This window comes from Leisingera sp. ANG-M6, from assembly GCF_000813905.1.
Lineage (GTDB): Bacteria > Pseudomonadota > Alphaproteobacteria > Rhodobacterales > Rhodobacteraceae > Leisingera.
The window spans coordinates 25,967-48,937 of the sequence record NZ_JWLG01000022.1 but is presented as its reverse complement, the minus strand read 5'-3'; the positions used below and the strand labels follow the sequence as shown (position 1 = coordinate 48,937).

The 22,971-nt window shown below is 60.4% G+C and carries 21 protein-coding genes; 2 read left to right on the top strand and 19 right to left on the bottom strand.

Annotation, left to right across the window (positions count from 1 at the left end):
- Position 1: 1 nt before the first annotated feature.
- The 5 genes from RA24_RS19000 to RA24_RS18980 are packed head-to-tail and all read right to left on the bottom strand — an operon-like array spanning position 2 to position 4,644.
- A complete protein-coding gene (locus tag RA24_RS19000) occupies positions 2–1,018 on the bottom strand; it encodes a 5-oxoprolinase subunit C family protein (protein WP_019297913.1) in 1,017 nt (338 codons plus the stop codon).
- A complete protein-coding gene (locus RA24_RS18995) occupies positions 1,015–1,761 on the bottom strand; it encodes a 5-oxoprolinase subunit B family protein (RefSeq protein WP_039193553.1) in 747 nt (248 codons plus the stop codon). The genes RA24_RS19000 and RA24_RS18995 overlap by 4 nt, the downstream gene beginning before the upstream one ends.
- Positions 1,761–3,056, bottom strand: coding sequence for a TRAP transporter large permease (locus RA24_RS18990; RefSeq protein ID WP_039193551.1), 1,296 nt, complete (start codon positions 3,054–3,056; stop codon positions 1,761–1,763). Before RA24_RS18990 ends, RA24_RS18995 begins: the two co-directional genes overlap by 1 nt.
- Positions 3,057–3,065: 9 nt before the next feature.
- Complete coding sequence (locus tag RA24_RS18985; protein ID WP_039150594.1) at positions 3,066–3,614, bottom strand: TRAP transporter small permease; 549 nt, start codon at positions 3,612–3,614, stop codon at positions 3,066–3,068.
- A 58-nt stretch (positions 3,615–3,672) separates the two neighbouring features.
- Positions 3,673–4,644 (bottom strand): TRAP transporter substrate-binding protein, encoded by a 972-nt coding sequence (locus RA24_RS18980; RefSeq protein WP_039150596.1) that lies wholly within the window; start codon positions 4,642–4,644, stop codon positions 3,673–3,675.
- Positions 4,645–4,849: 205 nt separating this feature from the next.
- Here RA24_RS18980 and RA24_RS18975 point away from each other — a divergent pair, with 205 nt between their 5' ends.
- On the top strand, positions 4,850–5,371 hold the full coding sequence (locus RA24_RS18975) for a winged helix DNA-binding protein (RefSeq protein WP_019297918.1): 522 nt from the start codon (positions 4,850–4,852) through the stop codon (positions 5,369–5,371).
- A gap of 257 nt (positions 5,372–5,628) precedes the next feature.
- On the opposite strand, the gene RA24_RS18970 is transcribed toward RA24_RS18975, so the two are convergent.
- From RA24_RS18970 to RA24_RS18915, 13 genes are all read right to left on the bottom strand, one after another.
- On the bottom strand, positions 5,629–6,621 hold the full coding sequence (locus RA24_RS18970; RefSeq protein ID WP_193747151.1) for a C45 family autoproteolytic acyltransferase/hydolase: 993 nt from the start codon (positions 6,619–6,621) through the stop codon (positions 5,629–5,631).
- A 5-nt stretch (positions 6,622–6,626) separates the two neighbouring features.
- Positions 6,627–8,078, bottom strand: coding sequence for a biotin carboxylase (locus RA24_RS18965; protein WP_019297920.1), 1,452 nt, complete (start codon positions 8,076–8,078; stop codon positions 6,627–6,629).
- A 56-nt stretch (positions 8,079–8,134) separates the two neighbouring features.
- Entirely contained in the window at positions 8,135–10,852 is a 2,718-nt protein-coding gene (locus tag RA24_RS18960) for an aminotransferase class I/II-fold pyridoxal phosphate-dependent enzyme (protein ID WP_039193548.1), read from the bottom strand.
- A gap of 77 nt (positions 10,853–10,929) precedes the next feature.
- Positions 10,930–11,898 carry a carbon-nitrogen hydrolase family protein gene (locus RA24_RS18955; protein WP_039174481.1) on the bottom strand — a complete coding sequence of 323 codons (969 nt, stop codon included), beginning with the start codon at positions 11,896–11,898 and terminating at the stop codon, positions 10,930–10,932.
- A gap of 370 nt (positions 11,899–12,268) precedes the next feature.
- Positions 12,269–12,409, bottom strand: a complete 141-nt coding sequence (locus RA24_RS22590; protein ID WP_193747154.1) for a hypothetical protein — start codon at positions 12,407–12,409, stop codon at positions 12,269–12,271.
- 514 nt (positions 12,410–12,923) lie between these two features.
- Positions 12,924–13,982 (bottom strand): agmatine deiminase family protein, encoded by a 1,059-nt coding sequence (locus tag RA24_RS18950; protein WP_052269633.1) that lies wholly within the window; start codon positions 13,980–13,982, stop codon positions 12,924–12,926.
- 66 nt (positions 13,983–14,048) lie between these two features.
- Entirely contained in the window at positions 14,049–15,095 is a 1,047-nt protein-coding gene (locus RA24_RS18945) for an extracellular solute-binding protein (protein WP_019294430.1), read from the bottom strand.
- Between the two features lie 28 nt (positions 15,096–15,123).
- Entirely contained in the window at positions 15,124–16,218 is a 1,095-nt protein-coding gene (locus RA24_RS18940) for an ABC transporter ATP-binding protein (protein ID WP_039193546.1), read from the bottom strand.
- A gap of 11 nt (positions 16,219–16,229) precedes the next feature.
- Complete coding sequence (locus RA24_RS18935) at positions 16,230–17,048, bottom strand: ABC transporter permease (RefSeq protein WP_052269632.1); 819 nt, start codon at positions 17,046–17,048, stop codon at positions 16,230–16,232.
- Positions 17,045–17,899: an ABC transporter permease gene (locus RA24_RS18930; protein WP_039152261.1), complete on the bottom strand. Its 855-nt coding sequence runs from the start codon at positions 17,897–17,899 to the stop codon at positions 17,045–17,047. Before RA24_RS18930 ends, RA24_RS18935 begins: the two co-directional genes overlap by 4 nt.
- A gap of 26 nt (positions 17,900–17,925) precedes the next feature.
- On the bottom strand, positions 17,926–18,807 hold the full coding sequence (gene aguB / locus RA24_RS18925) for an N-carbamoylputrescine amidase (protein ID WP_039193543.1): 882 nt from the start codon (positions 18,805–18,807) through the stop codon (positions 17,926–17,928).
- Positions 18,800–19,819, bottom strand: coding sequence for an agmatine deiminase family protein (locus tag RA24_RS18920; RefSeq protein WP_039193542.1), 1,020 nt, complete (start codon positions 19,817–19,819; stop codon positions 18,800–18,802). Before RA24_RS18920 ends, aguB begins: the two co-directional genes overlap by 8 nt.
- Positions 19,816–21,210 carry an aminotransferase gene (locus RA24_RS18915; protein WP_039193539.1) on the bottom strand — a complete coding sequence of 465 codons (1,395 nt, stop codon included), beginning with the start codon at positions 21,208–21,210 and terminating at the stop codon, positions 19,816–19,818. The genes RA24_RS18920 and RA24_RS18915 overlap by 4 nt, the downstream gene beginning before the upstream one ends.
- Positions 21,211–21,355: 145 nt before the next feature.
- Here RA24_RS18915 and RA24_RS18910 point away from each other — a divergent pair, with 145 nt between their 5' ends.
- Positions 21,356–21,991: a TetR/AcrR family transcriptional regulator gene (locus tag RA24_RS18910; RefSeq protein WP_019294437.1), complete on the top strand. Its 636-nt coding sequence runs from the start codon at positions 21,356–21,358 to the stop codon at positions 21,989–21,991.
- A gap of 185 nt (positions 21,992–22,176) precedes the next feature.
- Here RA24_RS18910 and RA24_RS18905 read toward each other — a convergent pair whose 3' ends face one another.
- A complete protein-coding gene (locus tag RA24_RS18905) occupies positions 22,177–22,971 on the bottom strand; it encodes a carbon-nitrogen hydrolase family protein (RefSeq protein ID WP_019294438.1) in 795 nt (264 codons plus the stop codon).

Genomic DNA, 22,971 nt, shown 5'->3' with positions numbered 1-22,971 from the left:
CTCACAAGACATCTTCTTCACCGGCAATCACTCCGCTGATCAGCTGAAAGGACAGCAGGTTGGACATGCTGCGCGGATCCCGGATCAAGGGATAGCACTGGCTGCGCAGCCCCTCGCGCCGCTCCGCCTCTGCCCGCTCCAGCGCTACCGCTTCCTCCATCGCAATGAAACGGAAGCGCAGCTCTGCTCCCACCGCCGCCTGCGCCAAAACGGGCAAATCGCAAGGCAGCACCGTGCCGATCCGCGGGTAGCCGCCGGTAGTCTGGCTCTCCGCCAGCAGTACATAGGGCGTGCCGTCGCCGGTCACCTGGATGTCACCGGGCACAATCACCTCCGACACCACCGTTCGCGCGCCGTTTGGACGGAAGCCCTCGCCATCGCTCTCCATCGGAACACCCATCCGATTGCCGCGGGCGCCGCGGCGGAAGGCCGTTTGCTCAAACCGCATCAGCTCGGCCTGCGGGAACAGCGACGTCTGCAGGCTCGCCACAACCCGCACGGTGCCGCCCTCGAACCGGTTCTCCGGTGCCAGCCCCAGCCCGGTGATGCCGCCGCTGTCCGGGCCGGTGTCCAGCACGTCGCCTTCTTTCAGCGGCGCACCGATGCCCGCCGCCAGATGCGCTGAACGCGCGCCCAGATGCTCCGGCGTCTGAATGCCGCCGCCTACGTGCAGATAACCATAGCTGCCGCTGCGGGCCGCACCGATCATCAGCCGCGCCCCCGCGGGCAGCAGGTGGCTGGCGTTCCAGGCTACGGCGGCACTGTCGATGCTGGCCCGCATCGGCGCGCCGGTCAGCGCGATGCGCAGATCGCTGTCCGCCTGGAACTCACCGCCCATGCCGGGCATCTCAACCGCCGCCAAATCCGCGCCCTGCCCCAACAGCGCCGCGCCCTCGGCCAGCGCCAGCCGGTCGGCAGCACCGCCGCGCGAAACCCCGTATTCCAACCAGCCCGGGCGGCCGCCGTCCTGAACGGTCACCCCCGGCCCGGTACGCAGTACGGTCAACGTGCCGGTCATGACAGATCCTCCGCCTTGGCACCACCCAGCGGGTCGCGCCGCAAACCTTGCAGCTCTTCCGGCGTCACTGGGGTGAATTTCACCTCATCGCCGGGCCGCAGCAGGAACGGCTCCTCCGCATCGGGGCGGAACAGCCGCACTGCCGTCTGACCAGCATGCATCCAGCCGGTAGGTGCCGCCACCGAGAACAGCACCAGCTGCCGGATCGCCACCGCCAGCGCCCCTTCCGGGATGCGTGAGGTCAACTGGCTCTGGCGTGGAATGTCCCAGGCCTCCGGCAGTTCACCCAGATAAGGCTGGCCGGGGGCAAAGCCGATGGTCTGCACCCTGACCCGCGACGCCGACAGGGAGGCCACCGCCTCCGCCTCGGTCATGCCCGCAGCCTCCGCCGCCTGCGGCAGCTGCGGTGCCAGCTCTGTGCCGAACACCGCCGGGATCCGCCACAGGCGGCGCTGGCCGGGCAGCTCTGCCGCGTACCAGTCGCGCCGCGCCAGCAGCGTCCCCAGCCGCGCCCGCAGCGCCGCATGGTCCAGATGCCGCAAATCAAAGCGCACATAGGCCGACACCAGCGAGGTGGAGACTTCCTCGACCCCGTCCCAGCTTTCCTGCGCCAGGGCAGCACGGAACGCCAGGGCGGCGCGGTTGGCAGGCTCGCTCAGGCGGCTGCCAAAGCTCACCAGCATCCCGTCCACACTTACCGTGCGGATTTCGGGGACGGGTGTTGCTGCGCTCACCTCAGCCATCACATCTGCTCCGGCAGGAAGGTCACGATGGACGGGAACAGCACGATCAGCACCAGCGCCACGACCATCAGGAAGAAAAACGGCAGCGCCGCCTTGGCCACGGTCAGAATGTCCCGCCCGGTCAGCGACTGCAGCACAAACAGGTTGAACCCGACCGGCGGGGTGATCTGCGACATTTCCACCACGATCACCAGGAAGATACCGAACCACAAGGGATCAATGCCCGCCTCCAGCACCATCGGCATGATCACCGAGGCGGTCAGCACGACCACCGAAATCCCGTCGAGGAAGCAGCCCATGATCACAAAGAAGATGGTCAGCGCCGCCAGCAGGGTGAAGGTCGACAGGTTCAAGGAGCCGATCCACTCCGCCAGGATGCGCGGAATACCGGTGAAGCCCATCGCCACGGTCAGGAACGATGCCCCCGCCAGGATAAAGGCGATCATGCAGGAGGTGATCGTCGCCCCCATCAGCCCCTCGGTAAAGCTCTGCCGGGTCAACGAGCCGGACTGCCACGACAGCAGCAGCGCCAGCACCACGCCCACGGCGGCGGCATCGGTGGGCGAGGCAATCCCCATATAGATTGAGCCGATCACCCCGCCGATCAGCAGCACCACCGGCAGCAGCCTGCGGGCGCGCTTCAGCTTCTCGCGGAAGGTGGCGGCAATGTCCTCGGTCGGCAGCTGGCTGCGGTTGAGCAGCGCCCAGACCACCACATAGCCCACGAACAAACCAACCAGCAGCACGCCGGGCAGCACGCCCGCGACAAACAGCCGGGCGATGGATTGCTCGGTCGCCACGCCATAGACGATCAGGATGATCGACGGCGGGATCAGCAGCCCCAGCGTGGCGGAACCGGCCAGGGTGCCGATCACCAATTTTTCAGGATAGCCGCGGCGCGCCAGCTCCGGGATCGACAGCTTGCCGATGGTGGCGGCGGTTGCCGCAGACGACCCCGACACCGCGGCAAAGATCCCGCAGGCAAAGACGTTCACATGCAGCAGCTGACCCGGCAGCCGGTTCATCCAGGGCGACAGCCCGGTGAACATGTCCTCCGACAGGCGCGAGCGGAACAGGATCTCGCCCATCCAGATGAACAGCGGCAGCGCCGCCAACGCCCAGGAGTTGCTGTGGCCCCACATGGTGGTGGCCATCACCAGCCCCAGCGGCGCCTCGGTGAACAGCGCCATCGCGGCGATGCCCACGCCCAGCAGGGCAAAGGCCACCCACAGGCCGGCGCCCAGGAACAGGAACATAAGGACCAGAAGAATGATGGAAAGCGCGGCAACCGACATGATGATCCCCTATTCGCTCAGAAGATTTTCGCCCTTGCCCTCCCAGGAGGGCAGCGCGCCGCGCAGCATGGAGACCAGCTCGTCCGCCAGCGCCAGGGTCAGGATCGCAAGGCCCAGGGTGACCGGCGCCTGCGGCAGCCACAGCGGCACCGACACCATGCCCGCGCTGCGGTCGCCGAACTCCAGCGACTCCAGCAGCAGCAGCCCCATGTACCAGGTGGCATAGCCGCTCATCACCAGCGCCAGCAGGGTCACCGCCATCTCCACAACGGCGCGGCCGCGCGACGGCAGCCGGTTGGTCAGCAGCGTCACCCGGATATGGCCGCCTGCGCGTAGCGCATAGGCCAACGCCAGAAAGGTCGAGGCCGCCAGGAAAAAGCCGGTGAAATCCGCATAGGACGGGATCGTCAGGCCCACTCCGGTTCCGGTCATTGCCACCGCGATCTTGTCGGCCAGGTTCAGGCACACCTGCGCGAAAACCAGCGCCACGATGGCCACGATGAACAGTGCTGCCAGCCCCCCGGCCGCACGGTAGATGAAATCAAGCACAACCCGCATGGCTGCTCCTCCTCCCCAGGAAACCGGACGCCGCTCCCGGCGTCCGGCCATGTTGCAATTACTGCTGGTAGGCGTTCAGCAGGGTGGCACCGGCCTCCCCGGCCTCGCCTTTCCAGCTTTCCAGCATCTGCGCCCCAATCGCGCGCAGGCCTTCCATCAGCTCTTCCGACGGCTCGGACACGGTGATGCCGTTTTCCTTCAGCACCTCGATCTGACTGCTGGTCTCGGCCCGGCTCATCTCCCAGCCGCGCGCCTCGGCCGCTGCCGCGGCTTCCAGGATCGCGGTCTGGGTGGCCTCGTCCAGGCGGCGGAAGGCGCGCTTGTTCACCACCACGATGTTCTTCGGGATCCAAGCCTGAATGTCGGTATAATGGGTCAGGAAGTCCCACGCCTTCGAATTCACGCCGGTGGAGGGCGAAGTAATCATCGCCTCGACGCGGCCGGTGCTGAAGGCCTGCGGAATGTCCGGAACCTCAACCTGTGTCGGCGCAGCACCCGCCAGGTTGGCGAACTGCTCCAGCGTCGCGTTGTAGGTGCGGAACTTCAGCCCCGCCAGATCCTCGACACTGTTGATTTCCTTGGTGGTGTACAGCCCCTGCGGCGGCCACGGCACAGCATAAAGCGCCATCAGCCCCTGCTCGTCCAGCAGCCCGTCGATCACATCCTTCTGCGCCGCCCACAGCCGCTCGGCCTCTTCATAGCTGGTCGCCAGGAACGGCAGCGAGTCTGCGCCGAACGCCGGGTTGTCATTGGCCAGCAGCGACAGGAAGAACTCGCCCGCGGGCACCTGGCCGCTGCGCACGGCTTTGCTGATTTCCGGATGCTTGAACAGGGATCCAGCCGAATGGACCTTGATCTCCAGCCCGCCCTCGGTCGCCTCGGCCACGTCGCTGGCGAACTCAGAAATGTTCTTGGTGTGGAACGTGGCGTCCGGATAGGGCGTCGGCATGTCCCAGGTTGCAGCAAGGGCCGGCACCGATAGCCCGGCGATCAGAACGGCCGCGCCGCCCAGCATACGCGAAAATTGCATGTTTTCCTCCCAATGCGAAACATTGCGATAATGTGCACATAACGCTGACATTTTGTCAACGTTATGCCAAGGTGAAACCACCGCCCTGCCCCGTCCGGCAGCGGCCACAGGCCGGGCAGCCTGCTTGATCTCCTTGATACTTTACCCTTTTATGACCACATGCAGATAAAACGCCGGGGTTTTATCAACAAAGATAGGTGCAAAAATGGCCGAAAAGAAACCGGATTCCCGCCGAATCGTCTCCTCCCGCCACCTGGCAGAGGGCGAAGGCTGGGAGCTGTCGGAGCTGGAGTTTGGCCTGATCATCGCCTCCAATGCCTTTTCCCGCTGGATGACCCGCTGCATGGCGGCGGCCGGTCAGCCGGATCTGAACCCGCTGGAAATCCTGATTCTCCACAACGTCAACCACCGCGGCAAGGACAAGCGCCTCTCCGACATCTGCTTTCTGCTCAACATCGAGGACAGCCACACAGTGAACTACGGCCTGCGCAAACTGCTTAAGGCCGGGCTTCTGGCCTCCGAAAAACGCGGCAAGGAAGTGTTTTACCGCACCTCGTCCGAGGGCGCAGAGCTATGTGCGGCCTACCGCGACGTGCGCCGCCAGTGCCTGCTGGACGGACTGTCCGCCGCCGATTTACCGGGTAAGGATCTGCGAGAGCTGGCCCGCAGCCTGCGAGCACTCTCGGGCCACTACGACCAGGCCAGCCGCTCGGCGGCATCACTCTAAGCTCCTGCTGGATTGGCCATGAACAGCCTTTTTTCGGCTAACCTTGCCCCAGAAAATTGCGCTTATGTCTTGGCTAATCCAATTGAGGTTTTGAAATGCAGTGCTGCAGTACTGGTCCTATTACTTGGCCGTGTTGTCCCGGCTTCCGACAACAGGCCAGAACCGAAATGCAAGCGGAATGGTAGAACTATCGCCGCCAGATCGGGTGCAGGACCAGTGGTGGAACGCTGCCGCCCCATAGGCTCTAGACGCCATTGTTACACGGCATGCTGACTCTTATGATCGGGATAACCGATCAGCCATTGGTCTGCTTCAAAACAATCCAGATTTTTCTGCCAGGTCCGGCCAGGCCAGAGTAACTCCACCGACAACTCGTCAGGGTGATAGGCAGCTGTGTAGAGCGTGCCGAACCCTTTGTCGAAGGCAAGGGAATACAGTGGCGGCTTGAGGAACGTTCCGACAAACTTTTCTTTTGTTTCCGGATGTAGCGTCAACCTCTGCAGCAAAAAACGCTCCCTCTCAACAGACGCCGTAAGACGCGCATGACTTGCCCACTCGACGCGTTCCTGGTGGTTGGTGGCGACGGCCGCATGAGTGATCAGGGTGGGACGGTCTGGTGCAAGGAAAGCGGTAAAGTAGTTCCGGTCACGGTCAAGCACTGTCACGTTATAGCTCATGTGGCTGGGTACACGCCGCAGAACATCCTTTGCTTCTTCGATGGTGGAACAGACCTGCAGCAGATACCGGAGGATTAGCGGCACGCCGAAGCCATCCCCCATCGCACGGCGTCCACCGAAAGTCAGAGAAACAGTCAGCCCGGCATCATTCATTCCGTCGAGGAGGCCGAACAAACCATCTGAGGTGCCCATCACGTCCCTCCCGTCCCACCCGGTCTTCAGGAACACCGCATCAAAGGCGAGAGGGTTGTAGTCGTAATTACGGACCAGCAGCGGCTCCTTGCCTGGCCAGATTGCCTGGCTGCAGCCGGCCAGATAGCGCGGCGGGCAAAAAAAACTGAGAAACCGGGACTCCATATCACCACCTCCGACCGAGGCGCACAACTTGTCGTAGAGCCCCACCATCTCGGGCATATGTGTTAACAGCGCTCTGCGGCACTCTGAATAAGTAGGCCGACCAGAGAGGCCCTCGCCAGCCCACCAGTCCAGATAAGCAGTGCGGTATTCAGAAAAGAGTCCGGCCAGTTTTTGCCCCGGCTCCGTTTCCTGCACGGCGCGGAATTTCAGTCTCATTCGCCTTACATAATCTTGAAAGCCGGATCCTCAAAGGCCTGTGCTGACGGAAGCGGCCGCGCAGTATAGGCGCTTTTGATTCCGTCAATCCAACGTTTCGACTTCTCTGTCAGCTGGAAGCCCTTGGTCATCGACCGCCCGCGGGTAACGAGGATGCCCAGATCAGCCCCCTCGTAGCGGTAGTCGCCCGCATTCGAAATACGCAGGAAAAAGGCCTCATCCTCACTTTCAACAGCGCGGCGGTGGTAGTCGAAGCGATCGAATACCACCTGACCGTCCGGCAGCATCCTGTAGATGCCGGATTCCGGGGCTTTGGCCACGATATCCACGGTGTCTTCTGTATGTTTGATCACCATCTGTGACCAGGAATCGATCATGTCCGGGTCCGCCCAGCGGGCGTTCAGTTCCTCAACATCCAGCTTGAACGGCTTTTTCGAGAACTCCAGAAGATGGAATAGAAACAGGGGCGCATCGGCGTGAGCGAAGGCCGCGTGGTTGGTCATCGAGGACGCCCCCGTAATACGCGGATTAAGCTCACCCAGCCAGATTTCGCCGGTTTTCTTGTCGATCAGGAAATCGAGTTCGAAATAGCCGCGGTAGCCCTCTTTGCGCAGCTGTTCGCCGAACTTGAAGGTCAGCTCCCTTGCCTTTTCGCGGGTCTTGGGCGGGAAGGCAGTAGAGAAAATCTCATTGCCGCACCAGCCGCCCCGGTAGGGCGTTAGTTCCTTAAAGCCGACAAGCTCTGTCATCAGCGGCCCGACGATTGTGCCTTCGGAGGTGCAGCAGGCCTCGATCGCCGAGCCGCGGCAATCGATCCGCTTCATAATCTTGATTTCGCCCTGTCCGACGATCTCATGCTCGTGCTTGCGGAAGTCGGCCTCGGTCTTGATGAAAAACGTTGTATGGCCGGAATCCCCGAAGGCGCTTTGCAGCACCAGATCACTGCCAAGATCCGCCTTCTTGCAGATCTTCTTCAGGTGATCATAGCTGTCGACCTTTGACAGCGTATTCGGAACAGAGGGCACGCCGGCCTTGTTGCCAACACGTACGGTCTCGATCTTGTTATCCATCTTGGTCCGCAGCTTCGCCTTGGGGAACCAGACCTCACCGCCAAGTTCCTTGGCCAGCTTTTCAGTCTTCTCATCAAACATCAGGAACACAAATTTCGGCTTGCCGCCGCGTGCCTTGACGTAGTCGATGACTTCCTTGTGCTGCAGCAAGTAGTTGTTGATGTCCTCGATAGACTGAAATTCATCATGCGGCAGCTCAGAAGGCACCAGCACGTTGGGATGGCGGCCATCGAAACAGTCCATGTAACAGATATACTTGAAATTCTTTACCCACTCGTCGAGTCCAAGAAGATTGAAGTTGGTCGCTGAGACAAAATAGACCGGGTCCGTATTGGTGTGGAAATAGCGGCGGATCTCCGAAATGTTGTTCAGAACTTTCTTCGGCATGTATCGTCTCCCAGTAAATTCAATTTATCGTAGGATTTCTGTTTCTTGGCGGGCGTCTATTTCTTGACGGACTTCAGGGCCTCCTTGGTGAAAACGCGCAGCCCCAGATCAGCGCGGAACCCGTGGATTTCGCTGACATCAAGTGCCCGCATGAACGACAGGATTTCCGGACTGATGACTTGGCCGGGCACCAGAATCGGAAAGCCGGGCGGATAAGGAATTATAAAGCTGGATGACACCAGTTCCTCGCCCGCCTCCAGTCTCTGCATCAGGCTGTCATCTGTCGGGATATAGTCGCAGTTGTCCTCGTTGTAGGCGAGGAAGAAGGCGGTACGGATATCGCCCTCCGGCGTGTCCTTACCCGCCCGGAACGCATCATGGAACCGGCTGAAATCCGGCAGCGGCGGCACGTGCTCCACCAGCGCCGACACCCGGTTGTCAAACGACCGGCGCTCCATCTTGGAGGCATCGTCCAGAAGCTCGTCCAGATCGTTGGCGATCTCTACAAGTACTTCGATCAGATAGGCGACCGAAGACCGCGTGGTGCCGATATTGGTCATGAACAGCACTGTGTTGCGCGAGGTCTTGTTGATCTGGATCCCGTATTTGTCCATCAGGATCTTGGTCTTGAAAGTGTCGCCGTCCCAGCCGGTGCCGCCCACCGCAAGGGTCACGCGGGTCGGGTCCAGCACAAATTCATCCTGGCTCCACATGTTCCAGGTGTCGATCCAGCCGTGATCGGGGTCATAGTAGGCCTCAACACCGCTTTCGCGATAGGTTTCCGGGATCATGTCGCCGGCAGTCAGTACCCGGAAATACTTCCGCAGCAGCGGATTGTCGGATATGGCGCGCCGGATCGACATCGCGCTTTCGATCTGCTTTTGGACAAACTCGAACCCCTCCAGTTCCACCTGCCGCCGACCAACATCCAATGAGGCGATAATCTGATAATTCGGCGAGGTCGAGGTGTGGGTCATGTAGGCTTCGTGGAACGCCTGCTCTACTTCACCTTTAAAGTCCTGGTCGTTGACATGGATCATCGACCCCTGGCGCAGCGAGGTCAGCGTCTTGTGCGTGGACTGGGTGGCATAGGCCCGCACCCTCGCGTCCGGCGGCGGCACCAGCCGGGTGTTCAGCCAAGTCTCCTCATCAGCGTTCTTCAGCATTTCCTGCTGTGCCTCCCAGGCCTCCGCCGTCTCCGGGCTGCGCAGCGTCTCCCGCAGAGTATTGGCGACGCCCATGGCAGTGCGCTGGCGGTAGGTCGGGTCAAAGCGCGCAAAAGCAAACCACGCCTCGTCCCAAAGAAAGATCAGATCCTTCTTGATGGCAAGGCATTCCTCCATCACCCGGCGAACATTGTAAACGATGCCGTCAAATGTGCAGTTGGTCAGAAGGACCATCCGGACCCGGTCCAGCTTGCCGGCGGCCTTCAGCCGCAAGAGCGTGTGCTTGATCTCGCGCAGCGGCACTGCGCCGTACATCGAATGCTCATGCAGCGGGTAGCTGTCCATATAGGCCACGCTGGCCCCCGCCAGCACCATCCCGTAATGATGCGACTTGTGGCAATCGCGGTCCACCAGCACGATGTCGCCGGGGCGGACCACCGACTGCACCACGATCTTGTTGCAGGTCGACGTGCCGTTGGTGGCAAAGAACGTGTGCTTGGCGCCAAAGGCCCGCGCCGCCATGTCCTGCGCTTCCTTGATCGGGCCGCGCGGCTCCAGCAGGCTGTCGAGCCCGCCGGAGGTGGCCGATGTTTCCGCCAGAAAGATGTTGGAGCCGTAAAACGCCCCCATGTCCTGAATCCAGTGCGAGCGGCTGATCGACTTGCCGCGGCTGATCGGCATCGCGTGGAACACGCCGGTGGGCTGCTTTGAATATTCCTTGAGCGCAGTGAAGAACGGCGATTTGTAGCGCCGGTCCACTCCGCGCAGGATATTTAAATGCAGCTCCTGGAAATCTTCCTGATTATAGAACACCCGCCTGCAGCGGCCGAGATCCAGCCCGGCGATGTCTTCGGCGGAGCGGTCGGTGACCAGATAAGCGTCCAGTTCCGGCCGTATCTTCTCTATCAAGCGGCAGGCCTCGGGGCCGTATTGGTGCGGATCAATCGAGTCGACCGCCTCCTCCTCGCTTACGCGGGTCAAATACTGGTTCAGGATAGGCAGCTCAATCTTGGACTTCAGCGACAGCCCCGGGCGCACCACCACGGCCTGCACATTGTGATTGAACAGAATGCCAATCAGCGCATCTTCCAGCGACGGCACAATCACCGGCTCGTAGATGAATGGGTCTTCGATCCGCCGCATCCGCAGAAGGTTCTGCCGCAGGAACCGCTCCTGCGATTCTGACACGTCATCGACGATCATCACCTCGAAATAAGGCCGTCCCAGCGCCCGTGCTTCGGGCGCGAGCGACGCTTCATCTTCGTAGTCTTCGTTGTCGATCTCATCCGAGGACAGCGGAATAGACCGCCGCCGGTACGCCCCAGAGGTCAGCGCCCGCGCAATACGGCGCACCGACACCGCCAGATCTTCCACATTGCCGTGCTGCAGCAACTTTCGCAAATGCTCGAAAGCGTGGATACCCGGAAACGCCCAATAGCGTTCAATCGGAGCCAGAACATCAAACAGATGCTCTGCCGCGGCCATCAGTTTCTCGCTCTGACGGCCCTCCTGACGCTGCCGGGCCAGCCCTTCGGCCGACTCCCGCAGCGAACTCCATCTGTCCGCCCGCAGCTGGGTTGCACTATAATAATCCCGGATCGACGGCAAAGCCTTCCTTTGCGGCTGCAAGTTCAAAACCTGCCTCCCTTCTGTCGCGTCAGGACCTGCGCCGCCTTCCAGTCCGGTTAATCAGAACCCGTCTTTCCAGGAAAAACGGAAAATTGATGCGGCGAATGTAACGTCTGCTCAAAATTCTCAATCGAGCTGCGCGGGTCGGAGGACTGCAGCCCGCGCTGCGATCCCTGACCCGGCGTCTCAAGCGGCCCCAGCGTTTTCAGATAGGCATCAGCCCCGCTGGTGCGGTCGTATACAGTGAACTCCGCTTCCCGGTCGCGGAAGCTCTTCAGAACCTGCCCCAGTCCCTTGAGGCCTGTCTCACGCTGGCGCCGGACCTGATCCAGGTCGATCTCGATCGGGAACATATCCTCCTGCCCCGCCGACTGGTGCAGCACGGTGGCCGAAGGGTCCACCACCAGCGAACGGCCGACGCCGCCGGCGCTCAGCCCGTTGACGTCGAATACATAGCATTGGAACTGGGCGGCGGTCGCCCGTGCGATTGCGATCTCCGCCTCCCGGTCGGTTGTGCCGGTCAGCACCGGGTGCAGCAGCACTTCCACCCCCTGGCTGGTCAGCTGCCGCGTGGTTTCCGGGAACCAGATGTCATAGCAAATCGACAGGCCGAACCGGCCAACTCCGGGCACGTCAAACACACAGAATTCGGTGCCGGCCGAAATCCCCGCCTCATACGGTCTGAACGGGAACATCTTGGAGTATTTTGCGACGATCTCACCTTCCGGGTTGATCACCACGGAGGTGTTGAGAATCCGGCCATCTTCGGTTTTTTCGAACATGGAGCCGGGGATCAGCCAAATACCAAATCGGCGGGCGTCTTCCTGGAACTGCTGCAATGCATCATTCGGAAACGATTGAGCAAACTGGTCCAGCGGCCCGTAAGGTGCCAGTTCAGAAAATAGCACCATCTGCGTCCAAGGAAACCGTGCCATCAGTATTTCAATCCTATGGCGCATTGCCTCGACATTCGAGTGAAGGGCAGCGACATGCATCTGAACACCAGCAATTGCGAAAGGTGTCATATTGGGCAGATCTCCAACTATCTTTGTTGTTATCACTCTATTTGCGCTCAACAGCCTTGGCTACCCCAAGACGATCAGAGTCGATACCGGCAGCGAGTTGATCTCTCAGGATCTCGATCTCTGGGCCTAGGCCAAAGACGTTGCCCTCGACTTTTCACAGCCAGGAATGCTGCGCTCCGCCGATAGCCGTAGCGGCCATACTGGCAGGCAAGCACGATCATGTCCGCAACCAGGCGTGATTCGTCCGCCCGGCCCTTGCCTTCCGACCTTCGCGCAGCTCTGGCTTTTAAAGCAGTTGCCTGATTTCCGGGTGCGATATCCGGAGGTCAATATGCAATTGCATATGGGTACTTGGGCTAGCGCGATCCAATCAAGCCAACTTGATATCGAAATTCGATTCGGGAACGGCTGCAATCCAGTCCCGGACAGCCTGGGCGACGAACTCAGGCCCGTTGTCAGACCGGATATAGGCCGGGATACCGCGCAGGATGAACAGGTCGCTCGCCCCCAAGGTAATGACGGCTGAGGGCTCGGATCAGCCGTCGCAAATGTGAAGCTAGCTCACGATCAGAATAATTCCCGGCAGCGAAGGCGTTGCCCCTGCGCACCAGCGCGTTTTACGTTCTTCTGCTTTCACAGCGCTTCCAGCGCGGCATGTGCCAATGCAGAAAGCCCCGCTTTTGCGGGGCGTTAGGCGTTGATATTGTTTTGAATTTTTGGTTGCGGGAGCAGGCAACCGCCGTATCCTACCTGCCCTCTCCGCAATCATATAAACCCATGATAGCTCGCAGCTAACGGCAAGTCTGCGCAGGAAGCTGAATTTGCAAAGCCTTGATCGCACCGCTCCAGCCATAAGCGCGACCGGCCCTAACCTGCCATTTGCCGGAGTTCCTTGCGCCGCTGTGCAGCGTCTCCAAAACGGACTTTTCTGCTGCTTGCCGAGAGACCCGGGTCAGTGCCCAAACTTACCGATGCGCGTGAGGCAAACACCAAGTCAAGTTGGCCCCGTACGAGGCCAACTTTCACTAATTTTGCCCTGCAGCGCCTAATGGAGCAGCCAAAGCACCGGCAGGCTGCTGCTGTGTGATGCAGCCGATACCGCCGCCATCGAGCGCAATGAAGGTGCTGTCAACGCCCACGATTCTGCGGCCGGGGAACAGCCCTTCCAATTCGGCGCGGGCCTGATCATCATCTGCCCCTCCCAGCATCGGGGTGATCAGCGCATTGTTGACGGCGTAGGCATTCACATAGGGCACCGGCATGGGCTCCCCATGGGCCGGATCGGTGTAGGGCAAGCGCGGCATCTCGATCACTTCGAGCTTGCGCCCTTTTGCGTCCGTGGCGTCTTTGAGGCGGCGCAGGTTTTCCTGGCACAGCTCATAGTTCGGGTTCGACGGATCTGTCACCGTTTGAGCCAGCACAACACCCGGCGCGAGGTATTCCACCACGTTGTCGGCATGGCCGTCGGTGCCGGCGTCCTCGACCAGCCCCAGCCCCAGCCAGATGACCTCCTCAATGCCAAGGCAATCCCTTAGCGACCCTTCGAGATCGTCCCGCGACACACCGTTATACCGGTTGGCATTGCGCATCACCTGTTCGGTGGTGATCAGCGTGCCTTCGCCGTCGACAGTGATGCCGCCGCCCTCGCAAATGAACGGCGCATGATAGAGCCTGATGCCGAGATGGTCGGCAAGATGTTCAGCAACGCGCATGTCCTTGTCGCAGGCGTATTTTCCGCCCCAGCCGTTAAACTGGAATTGGACCAGTGCGACTTCGCCGTCATCGTTCTTGACGAAGATCCAGCCGCTGTCGCGCAGCCAGGCGTCGTTGATCGGGATTTCCAGAATCTCGGAATTGCCGCAACCGGCAAGCGCGGCCCGCGCGTCGGCCGCGTCGCCGGGGTCGGCGATCACGGTCACCGGCTCAAATTCCGCCACCGCACGGACAACACCGGCATATTCCGCCCGGGACCGCGCCAAGTCACTTCGGTAGTTCAGCTCGGTCGGCCAGCCGATGTAGGTGCGGGCGTGGGGTGCAAACCGGGCAGGCATACGGAAACCGTCAGCGTAGGGTGTTTTTACCATGGATCTCTCATGTGGTGGCAGGGTTGCGGCGGCGCTGGCGCCGCCATTGGGTGATCTGCGGCCGGATCAGAAACCGGCCTTGATCCGCTCGAATTCCTTCAGCATTTTCGCAGCCATCTCGTTGGGCACGCGGAAACCGAACAGGCTTTCAGCCATGAAGCCTTCGGGATCGGAATAGCCGTAAGCTCTCACAGCCTCCTGATCGGCGATCCTATAGGAACCAGCGTTGGCGTGTGCATAGCCCCAAGCCTCGATCAGGTATTTACCGCTCTCGGCATCCGACAGCGCGTTTAGGAAGTCATACACGTCCTCATCGCTGCCTTCGCCGTCCTTGAGATGCACATAGCCGCAAGCCCAGCTGGCAACGCCCACTTCAAGGTCACGCACCAGTTTCACCGGAACATTATCGAAGATCAGCGCCAGTTCGGTCGCATTCCAGGCCCAGGCGGCGTGGATCTCTCCTGACTTGATGGCCGCATCCAACTGCCCTTGATCGCTCCAGTAGAAACGCACGTTTTTATGGACAGCCCGCAGGAAGTCCGACGCCTCCTGGAATTTCTCATCCGTCATTTCGCTCCAGTCGTTGACGCCAACAGCCAGCGCTGCAAACCCGTAGGCATCTTCGACCACGTCCGGCAGTGAAACCTTGCCGGCCAGCGCCGGGTCCGCCAGCATCTTCAGGTCGATATCGCCTTCGACGAGATCTGTCCGGTAGACGAGACCGGTATTTCCCCAATCAAAAGGCACCATCCAGACTTGGCCGTCCGACGACACTTCCGGCAGTTGAGCCAATGTGGGAAGCAGTTCGCCCCAGGCATCCAAGCGCGCGGTGTCAATCGGCTTGATCAGGTCGGCAGCGCGCATCTTACCGATCAACCCACTGCAGGGATGGGCCAGATCGGCCTTGAAACCGGAACGCAGCTTGTTGAAGCCCTCGTGGTCATCCGCAAAAAACGAGAAGTCGGGGGCGCTTCCATGTTTTTCGACATAGGCGTTAAAGAAGCCTGGATCGTCGTAGCCTGACCAGTCAAACACGGTGATCTGGCCCGCACTGGCGCCAAAGGCGGCCAGCGTTCCCAGGGCCAGACCGGCCGAAAGAGATTTGATCTTCATGGGTATTCCTCCTCTCAGGACATTCGGTTCATTTCTGGGGAAGGGCGACGGCCGCACCGCCTCGAAAGCCTGACCACACGGCATCACCGATCTCAAAATGGTCAGCCCGTTCGAAATTTGTCACCGAGGCGATCAGCGGATCAGTCCGGCCCTCAAGCTCCAGATAGTAGTGGATTGTTTCGCCATAGAAGGCCCGGTCGATCACACGCGCCGGAACGGCCACATCGGCCCCTTCAGGGCGGTCGCTGCCGATATGAACGCGCTCGGGCCGCAGGCCGATCGTGACTGCGGCTCCAATGCCATCCGAAACGCCATGCGCATCGACCGAAAGCTGCCCGAACCGAGGCAATTCAACTTCAAGCTGATTGCCACCATTGGCCTTGATACTGCCATCGAAGAAGTTCATCCCGCCGATGAAATCCGCGACCTGTTTGGTGTTGGGCTTCTGATAGAGCTCGTGCGGTGTGGCAACCTGTGCGAGCTTGCCCTCGAACATCACGCCGCAGCGGTCCGAGATCGTCATCGCCTCATTCTGGTCATGAGTTACCATCAGGAAGGTGATCCCAACCGAGCGCTGTAATGCCCGCAGCTCCATCTGCATCTGTTCGCGCAGCTTCTTGTCGAGCGCCGACATCGGCTCATCCAGCAGCAGGACCTTGGGTTCCAGTACCAGGGCCCGGGCCAGGGCCACCCGCTGGCGCTGGCCGCCCGACAATTCATGCGCGCCGCGCCGGCCCAGCCCCTCCAGGTCGACCTTGGCCAACATGGCTTCTGCCCTGGACCGTTTCTCCGCCCGGCTCAGGCCGGAACGCGCCAGGCCGAAGATGATGTTCTCCTCGACGTTCAGATGCGGAAAAATGGCATAGCTCTGAAACACCATATTCGTCGGCCGGTGGTTGGCATCAATCCTGGCCATGGGCAGGCCGCCGATTGAGATGGTGCCTTCCGACGGCTCCTCGAAGCCTGCGATCATTCTGAGCAGCGTGGACTTGCCGCAGCCCGACGGGCCGAGCAGCGAGAAGAACTCCCCTTCCTTAAGCTGCAGGTTCACGTTCCTCACAGCCTGGAAGCTGCCGAAGGACTTGCTGACATTGGCGATATTGACGGCGATTTGTTGATCCATGCCGGGCGGTCCTACTCGGGTTGCTGGGTGAAACGTTCGCTGCGGCGGCGGAAGCGTTCGGCCACCAGCAGGAACAGGATGGAAACAAGGATGAGGAGCGAGCCGAGCGCGATCACGTTCGGCAGCTTCGCGGGGAAACGCACCTGGCTCCAGATATAGACCGGCAGCGTCGGGCTGTTGCCGGACAGGAAGAAGGCCAGGATGAACTCATCGAAGGAGACCGTGAAGCTGATCAGCAGGCAGGAAATGATCCCCGGCGAGACAACCGGCAGCGTCACCCGCCGCAGTGCGCCCCAGGAGGTTTCCCCGAGGTCAACGGCGGCCTCTTCCAGCGCATCATCGAACTGACCGAAGGCTGATGTCATGATCGACACGCAGAACGGAATGGTCAGCAGCGAATGGGCCAGGATCACGGTGAAAAGCGTGGTGCCGATGCCGATGCCGAGGAACACGATCAGCAGCGAAATGGCGATGATGATTTCGGGCATCACCAGCGGTGCCATGACGATGGTCTGGCTGGTCCGGCGCAGCGGGTAGCGGTGCTTGGTGATCGCGCGTGAGATCAGCGTGCCCAGGCTGGTGGCCACCACCGCCGAAACAACGGCCACGATCAAACTGTTTTTCAAAGCCTCAAACAGGGCCGTCTGTTCAGCCAGGCTCGCGTACCATTTTGTCGTGAAGCCTGTCAGCGGGAAACCGAGTACTTTGGAGTCATTGAAGGAAAACAGCGGCAGCAGCAGGATCGGCAGGTACAAGAACCCGATATAGAGCACCGCATAGGCGGGCAGCAGCCTGCCAATCCGCGACAGAACGGCAACAACGCGGTTCATTTCAGGCTCCTTTCAATCAGTTTCAGGCCTAGCACCAGCAGGCAGGCAGCACCTGTCACGCAGACCACGGCCGACAGCGCCAGCGCCGCCCCCAGTGGCCAGTTGTTGGCCTTGCCGAACTGGACCTGGATCATGTTGGCGACCATTGCGCCGTCCGACCCGCCAACCAGCGCCGGGGTGACGTAATCGCCAACGGTGGGAATGAAGATGATCATGCTGGCACCGATGATGCCGGGGATCGACAGCGGCAGGGTCACCCGCAGGAAGCTGCGCACCGGCCCCTCCCCCAGATCCTTTGCCGCCTCCAAATAGCTGCGGTCGATCTTTTCCAGTGACACAAAGATCGGCAGGATCGCAAAGGGAGCCCAGGCGTGTGCCAGAGTCACCACCACGGCTTCGGAGTTGTAAAGCAGAGTGTCGATGGGGCTGTCGATGACACCGAGCCACAGCAACGCGGAATTGACCACCCCGTTCTGTGCAAGGATGAGCTTCCAAGAGAACACCCGCAGCAGGTAGCTTGTCCAGAAGGGGATGGTCACCAGAAACAGCCACATCGCCTTGTTTTTCTTGACATTGAACGCGATGTGGTAGGCCACAGGGTAAGCCAGCAGAACGGTCAGCAGCGTCACCATCGCGGCGATCCGGACCGAGCGGAAGATCAGCGTGCGGTACAATGGGTCTGTAAAGACTTCCCGGTAGTTGGCCCAGGTGAAGTCGCGCGTCACATCCACGAATTCCTGGGTCCAGAAGGAGTAAGCAATCGTCATCCCCACAGGCGCTGCAATCAGCAACAGAACATAGAGCGTCGTCGGCGTGGCCAGCAGCAGACCCAGTCTGGCATTCTTGTCCAAAGTCACCTTGCTTCTCCCTCCGGCCGTCAGCCCGTGCGTCCATCAAAGGTGCTGATCGCGCCATAGAGGTCCGGCCGGCGGTCCCGGAAGACCCCCCAGTAGCGGCGCGTTTCGGCCACCGCATCCAGGTCGAACTCCGCGGTCAGAACCACACCGTCCTCGCGCTCGGCCTCGGCTACTTTCTGGCCAAATTGGTCGGCGATGAAGGAGCCGCCGAAGAAGGCCATGCGCAGTTTTTCGTCCTCCGTGGCGACTTCCTCGCCCACCCTGTTGCTGGCAACGACCGGCACCAGGTTGGCACCGGCATGGCCGCGCATCACGCTCTGCCAATGGGGAATGCAATCGGCATCCGGGCGGGTCGGTTCGGAGCCGATGGCGGTGGGATAAAGCAGCATTTCTGCACCCTGCAACACCATGCAGCGGGCGGCTTCAGGGAACCACTGGTCCCAGCAGATCGCCGCGCCCACGCGCCCGAAGGCGGTATCCCAGACCTTGAAGCCGGTATCGCCGGGGCTGAAGAACTGTTTCTCCTGGTAAGCGACGTCATTGGGGATATGCGACTTACGGTAAATCCCCATGACCGTTCCGTCGGCGTCAATCATTGCCAACGAATTGAAGTAGCTCTGCCCGGCACGTTCAAAGAAGGATACCGGCAGGACCACCCCCAACTCCCTGGCTACGGAGGAAAAATGCCGGATAGCCGTGTTTTCTTCCACAGTGCTGGCCAGCGCGAAATGTTTGTGCGCCTGTTCGATGCAGAAATAGGGCGTCTCAAACAGTTCCTGGATCAGGATCACATTGGCACCGCGACCGGCTGCGTCGCGCACCAGCTCCTCAGCCTTGGCAATATTGTTTTCCTTGTCCCAGGAACAGCTCATCTGGGTGGCAGCGAGGGTTACATTACGCATGGACGGGGGCTCCGGCTTTGGGTTGCTGCTGGGTGATGCAATGGATGTTGCCGCCGCCATCGGCGATCGCGTTGGTCAGAACGCCGACTACGATGCGGTCCGGGAACAGGCTGGACAGGACGTCCAGCGCTTCCTGGTCGTGCTCGGGGAAACCGTATTGCGGGACGATCACGCCGCCGTTCACCAGATAGAAGTTGATGTACGACAGAAAGCGGCGGCTGCCGTCCGGTTTGCGGTCTACAGGCGGCGAGGTCACCTGGAAAATCGTCAGCGGCTGGCCTGCCGCATCAGTCTCCGCTTCCAGAATGGCGCGGTTGTCCAGCAGGTTCTGATAGTCGGAATCCTCCGGATCGGCGCTGACCTGGCAGAGGACGCCGCCGGGCACAAAAGCCGCAACGACATCGACGTGGCCATTGGTCGAGTCATTCTCCAGCGTGCGGTTCAGCCAAATGACCTTGGACAGGCCCAGTTGCCTGCACAGCTCTGCTTCGAATTCTTCCGGGCTTGGCCCGCCATTGCGGGTGCGGTGTTCATAGCATTGCCGCGTGACCACACACGTCCCGTTGCCGTCAATATTGAGCGCACCGCCCTCATAGATCATGGCAGATGGGTTCCGCTTTGCCCCCGCCAGCTCAATGACGCGGGAGGCAACCTTGGCATCTTTCTCGTGGGGCCAATCACCGCCCCAGCCGTCAAAGGTCCAGTCCACACCAGCAAGCGAGCCATCGCCGCCCAGCACGAAGGTCGGCCCGTTGTCGCGCAGCCAACTGTCATCCAGCGGGCAAGAGACCAGCTCAATATTGGCTTCGGCTTCAAGCTCTCCGAGCCCATCGCAGTTCTCCGGGTCATAGAGCATGGTCAGAGGTTCGAACTGTGCGATGGCCTTGGCGACATCAGCATATTCGCGCCTCACTTGCGGCAGGCTGTCGCCAAAGGTTCCTTCGGCACAAGGCCAGGCCATCCAGGTGCGCTCATGCGGGACCCACTCGGGAGGCATGCGGTACAGTGTCATGCGAGGTTCACCCCCTGTTTGATGAGATCGTCGGTTGTTTTGCGGATGCCGTCCTCCAGGATGTCGAACATCTGGTCGATCTGGCCATCCGTGATCACCAGCGGCGGCGAGAATACGCACATGTTGATGATCGGGCGCAGGATGAGGCCGTTTTCCTGGCAATGCGCATCGATCATCGCGCCCACGGTCTTGTCGAGTGCGAGCACATCGTCGGCCGACGCATCAGCCACGCACTCGACACAGCCGACCAGCCCCTTGCCGCGCGCATCGCCGACAAGGGGGAGGTCCGCGAGGGCTCCGAGCCGTGCTTCGAAATGGGGAGTGACATTTTGCACGTGCTCAAGGATGCCCTCGCGTTCAATGATCTCGATATTCTTGAGCGCAGCGGCTGCGCTGACCGGATGGCCCGAGTAAGTGAAGCCGTTCGAAAAGGTCGCGTCCTGGGACTTGTCACCGGAAACGTCGGCAATCAGCCGGTCCGAGATGATGCAGGCCCCCATCGGCACATAGCCTGAGGTCATGCCCTTGGCGCAGGTGATGATGTCAGGAACGATGTCGAACACCGCTTCCGAGGCGAACCAGTGGCCCATGCGGCCAAAACCGGTGACAACTTCGTCGGAGATGTAAAGCACGTCATGCCGACGGCACACCTCGAGGCAGCGTTTGTGGTAGCCCGCCGGCGGAACAATCACCCCACCCGAACACAGGATCGGCTCAGCAATGAATGCCGCCACCTTTTCGGCGCCGATCTGCAGAATGGCGTTCTCCAGATCCGCCACCTTTTCATCCAGAAAGGCCTCGATGCTCTGGCCTTCGGCGCGGACATAAGGGTTCACGTTGGGCAAGAAATGAGCCAGATGCTCCGCCTGATCCAGCCAGCCCTTGTCGCGCTCCTTGCCGCTCACCGAGGCCGCCAGATAGGTCGAGCCGTGATAAGCCTTCTGGCGCGAGATGACGATTTTCTTTTCCGGCCGTCCCAGAATGTTGTTACGGAACTGGATGAACCGCAGCGCGCTGTCCACGGCGGTCGAACCACCGGTCGTGAAGAACACGTGGTTCAGATCCCCCGGCGTACGTTTGGCTATTTCGTGGGCCAGGCGTGCGGAGGTGGAGTTCGCGTTGTTGAATGGCGAGAAATAAGCCAGCTCGCGCGCCTGTTCCGCCATCGCATCGACGATCTCAGTGTTTCCGTAACCGATCTGCACGCACCACATGCCTGCCGGTCCATCGATCAGGCGCTCGCCCGTTTCCGTCGTGACATAGATGCCTTCACCGCCTTCCGTGAAGGTCCTGTCATTCTGGCCGATATAGGCCATCCCCTCCCACGGATGAACAAAATGCCCGTTGTCCCAATCGCGGACGGTTTCGAAATCGGTATTCAGCAGCGTCATGACCTTACCCGTGTTGTAACATTTATCACAATCTGAACATACATACATTCAAAGTCAACAAAAGCTTTTGCCTTTAGGCTTTGGCTGTGGGAAGTCATTGGAAACTCAAGGTCATTCACTCAATGCAGAGAGGTCCAGAGGAGACGTGAGCGATACCGGCCAGCATGAGGAAGGGCTGAATGCCAGGGAATTCAGCAAGTCGAAGAATCGGCGCCACCTGTTGGATTCCGCCGCGGAAGCCATTTTCAAACACGGCTTCCGGGGCGCAACCATTGCCGCAATTCAGGAGATTTCAGGCCTGTCGCGGGGCATGATCAACCTGCACTTCAAGACCAAGGAAAACCTTCTGCTGGCTGTCGCCGAAGACTTGTCGAACAGTTACTCCGAACGCTGGAACAAGGTGGCCCTGGACCCGGACTTGCCCGCTGCAGAAAAACTGAGGAGGATCATCCAGCTGGATCTTTCCCCGGACTTTCTGAACCGGCGTGATGTCGCTGTTTGGTTCGCCTTCCGCTCCGAGGTTTACTCGAACCCGGAATACCGCAAGTCTATCGATTCCAGGGATGCGAGCCTGCGGGATGTAATGATTGAGCTCTGCCAAACTCTTATTGACGAGGGGAATTACCTTGATGCCGACGCAGAACTCGCAACTGACGGCCTGATAGCGCTCCTTGAGGGAACGTGGACTGACTTCCACCTGCATGCAGAAGAATTCGACCGCAGCAAGGCAGAGCGCACCTGCCTTTACATTGCAAAGAGCTTATTCCCAGATCATTTTTGATCTCATTCAAGTATGACTGCCACGATCAGTTTCCGGTTGCCGAAGTGCTGAAGGAAAACTCAAACGAATTGGCTGACACGGTCCGATTGGAGACTCTCCCATTCAGTACGCCAGTTCAGCCATTTCGAAGTCAGTGAACCTCTTTTGTTGCACAAATGGCCAATCGCCAGGTTCCATTCATCTTGTCAGTTGATCAGATCGGGGAGTTTTAGCCGGTCGGTCAGGTATGGCAACCGGGATTGGGCCATTGGAACCGCGCCTTTTCCCATGCGTGCCTTCAACAATTCTTCGCCCGTCCCTGCTCTGGCCAAGTCCTGCCCATTGGGCGCGACGACACAGCTGCCCCCGAAATAGTCCATACCATTTTCATGCCCGCAGGAATTTGCGTAGCAAACGAACACCCCGTTTTCGAACGCGCGCGCAGGGATGACGGTGTTTGCCACCACACCCCATTGCGCGCCCAAAGCGGTGGGAACCAGAACCAGCTCTGCCCCGGCTTGAGCAACCGCCCGGAAGGTTTCAGGGAACTCGGCGTCATAGCAGATCAGTGTGGCAGCTTTGAACCCTTCCAGCTCGAACAGCGTGTAGGTTTCGCCAGGGCTGAAATGGTCCCCTTCAAAGCCAGGAGGCAGCAGCAGTTTGCGGTGGCTTGCCAGCAGGTTTCCATCCTTGCCGATGCACGAGGCTGAGTTAAACAGGTCACCGCCAGATTGCTCCGCAAATCCGTAGTGGATCGCCACCTGGTGCTCCCGGGCGAGTTCCGCGACCACCTGCGCCGATGGACCGTCTGCTGGTTCCGCCCAGTCCGAAACCCGGCTGCCGATGTTATATCCGGTCAGAAACAGCTCAGGCAGCACCAGCAGATCGGTGTGCTGCCCTTGCAGCCGGGTCAGACAGCTGCCAAGCCACGCCAGCCGCGCCTGCGGACCGTCAAGGTCCGCAGGGCTTTGGGCAACTGCGATATTCAGGTTGCCTGTCAT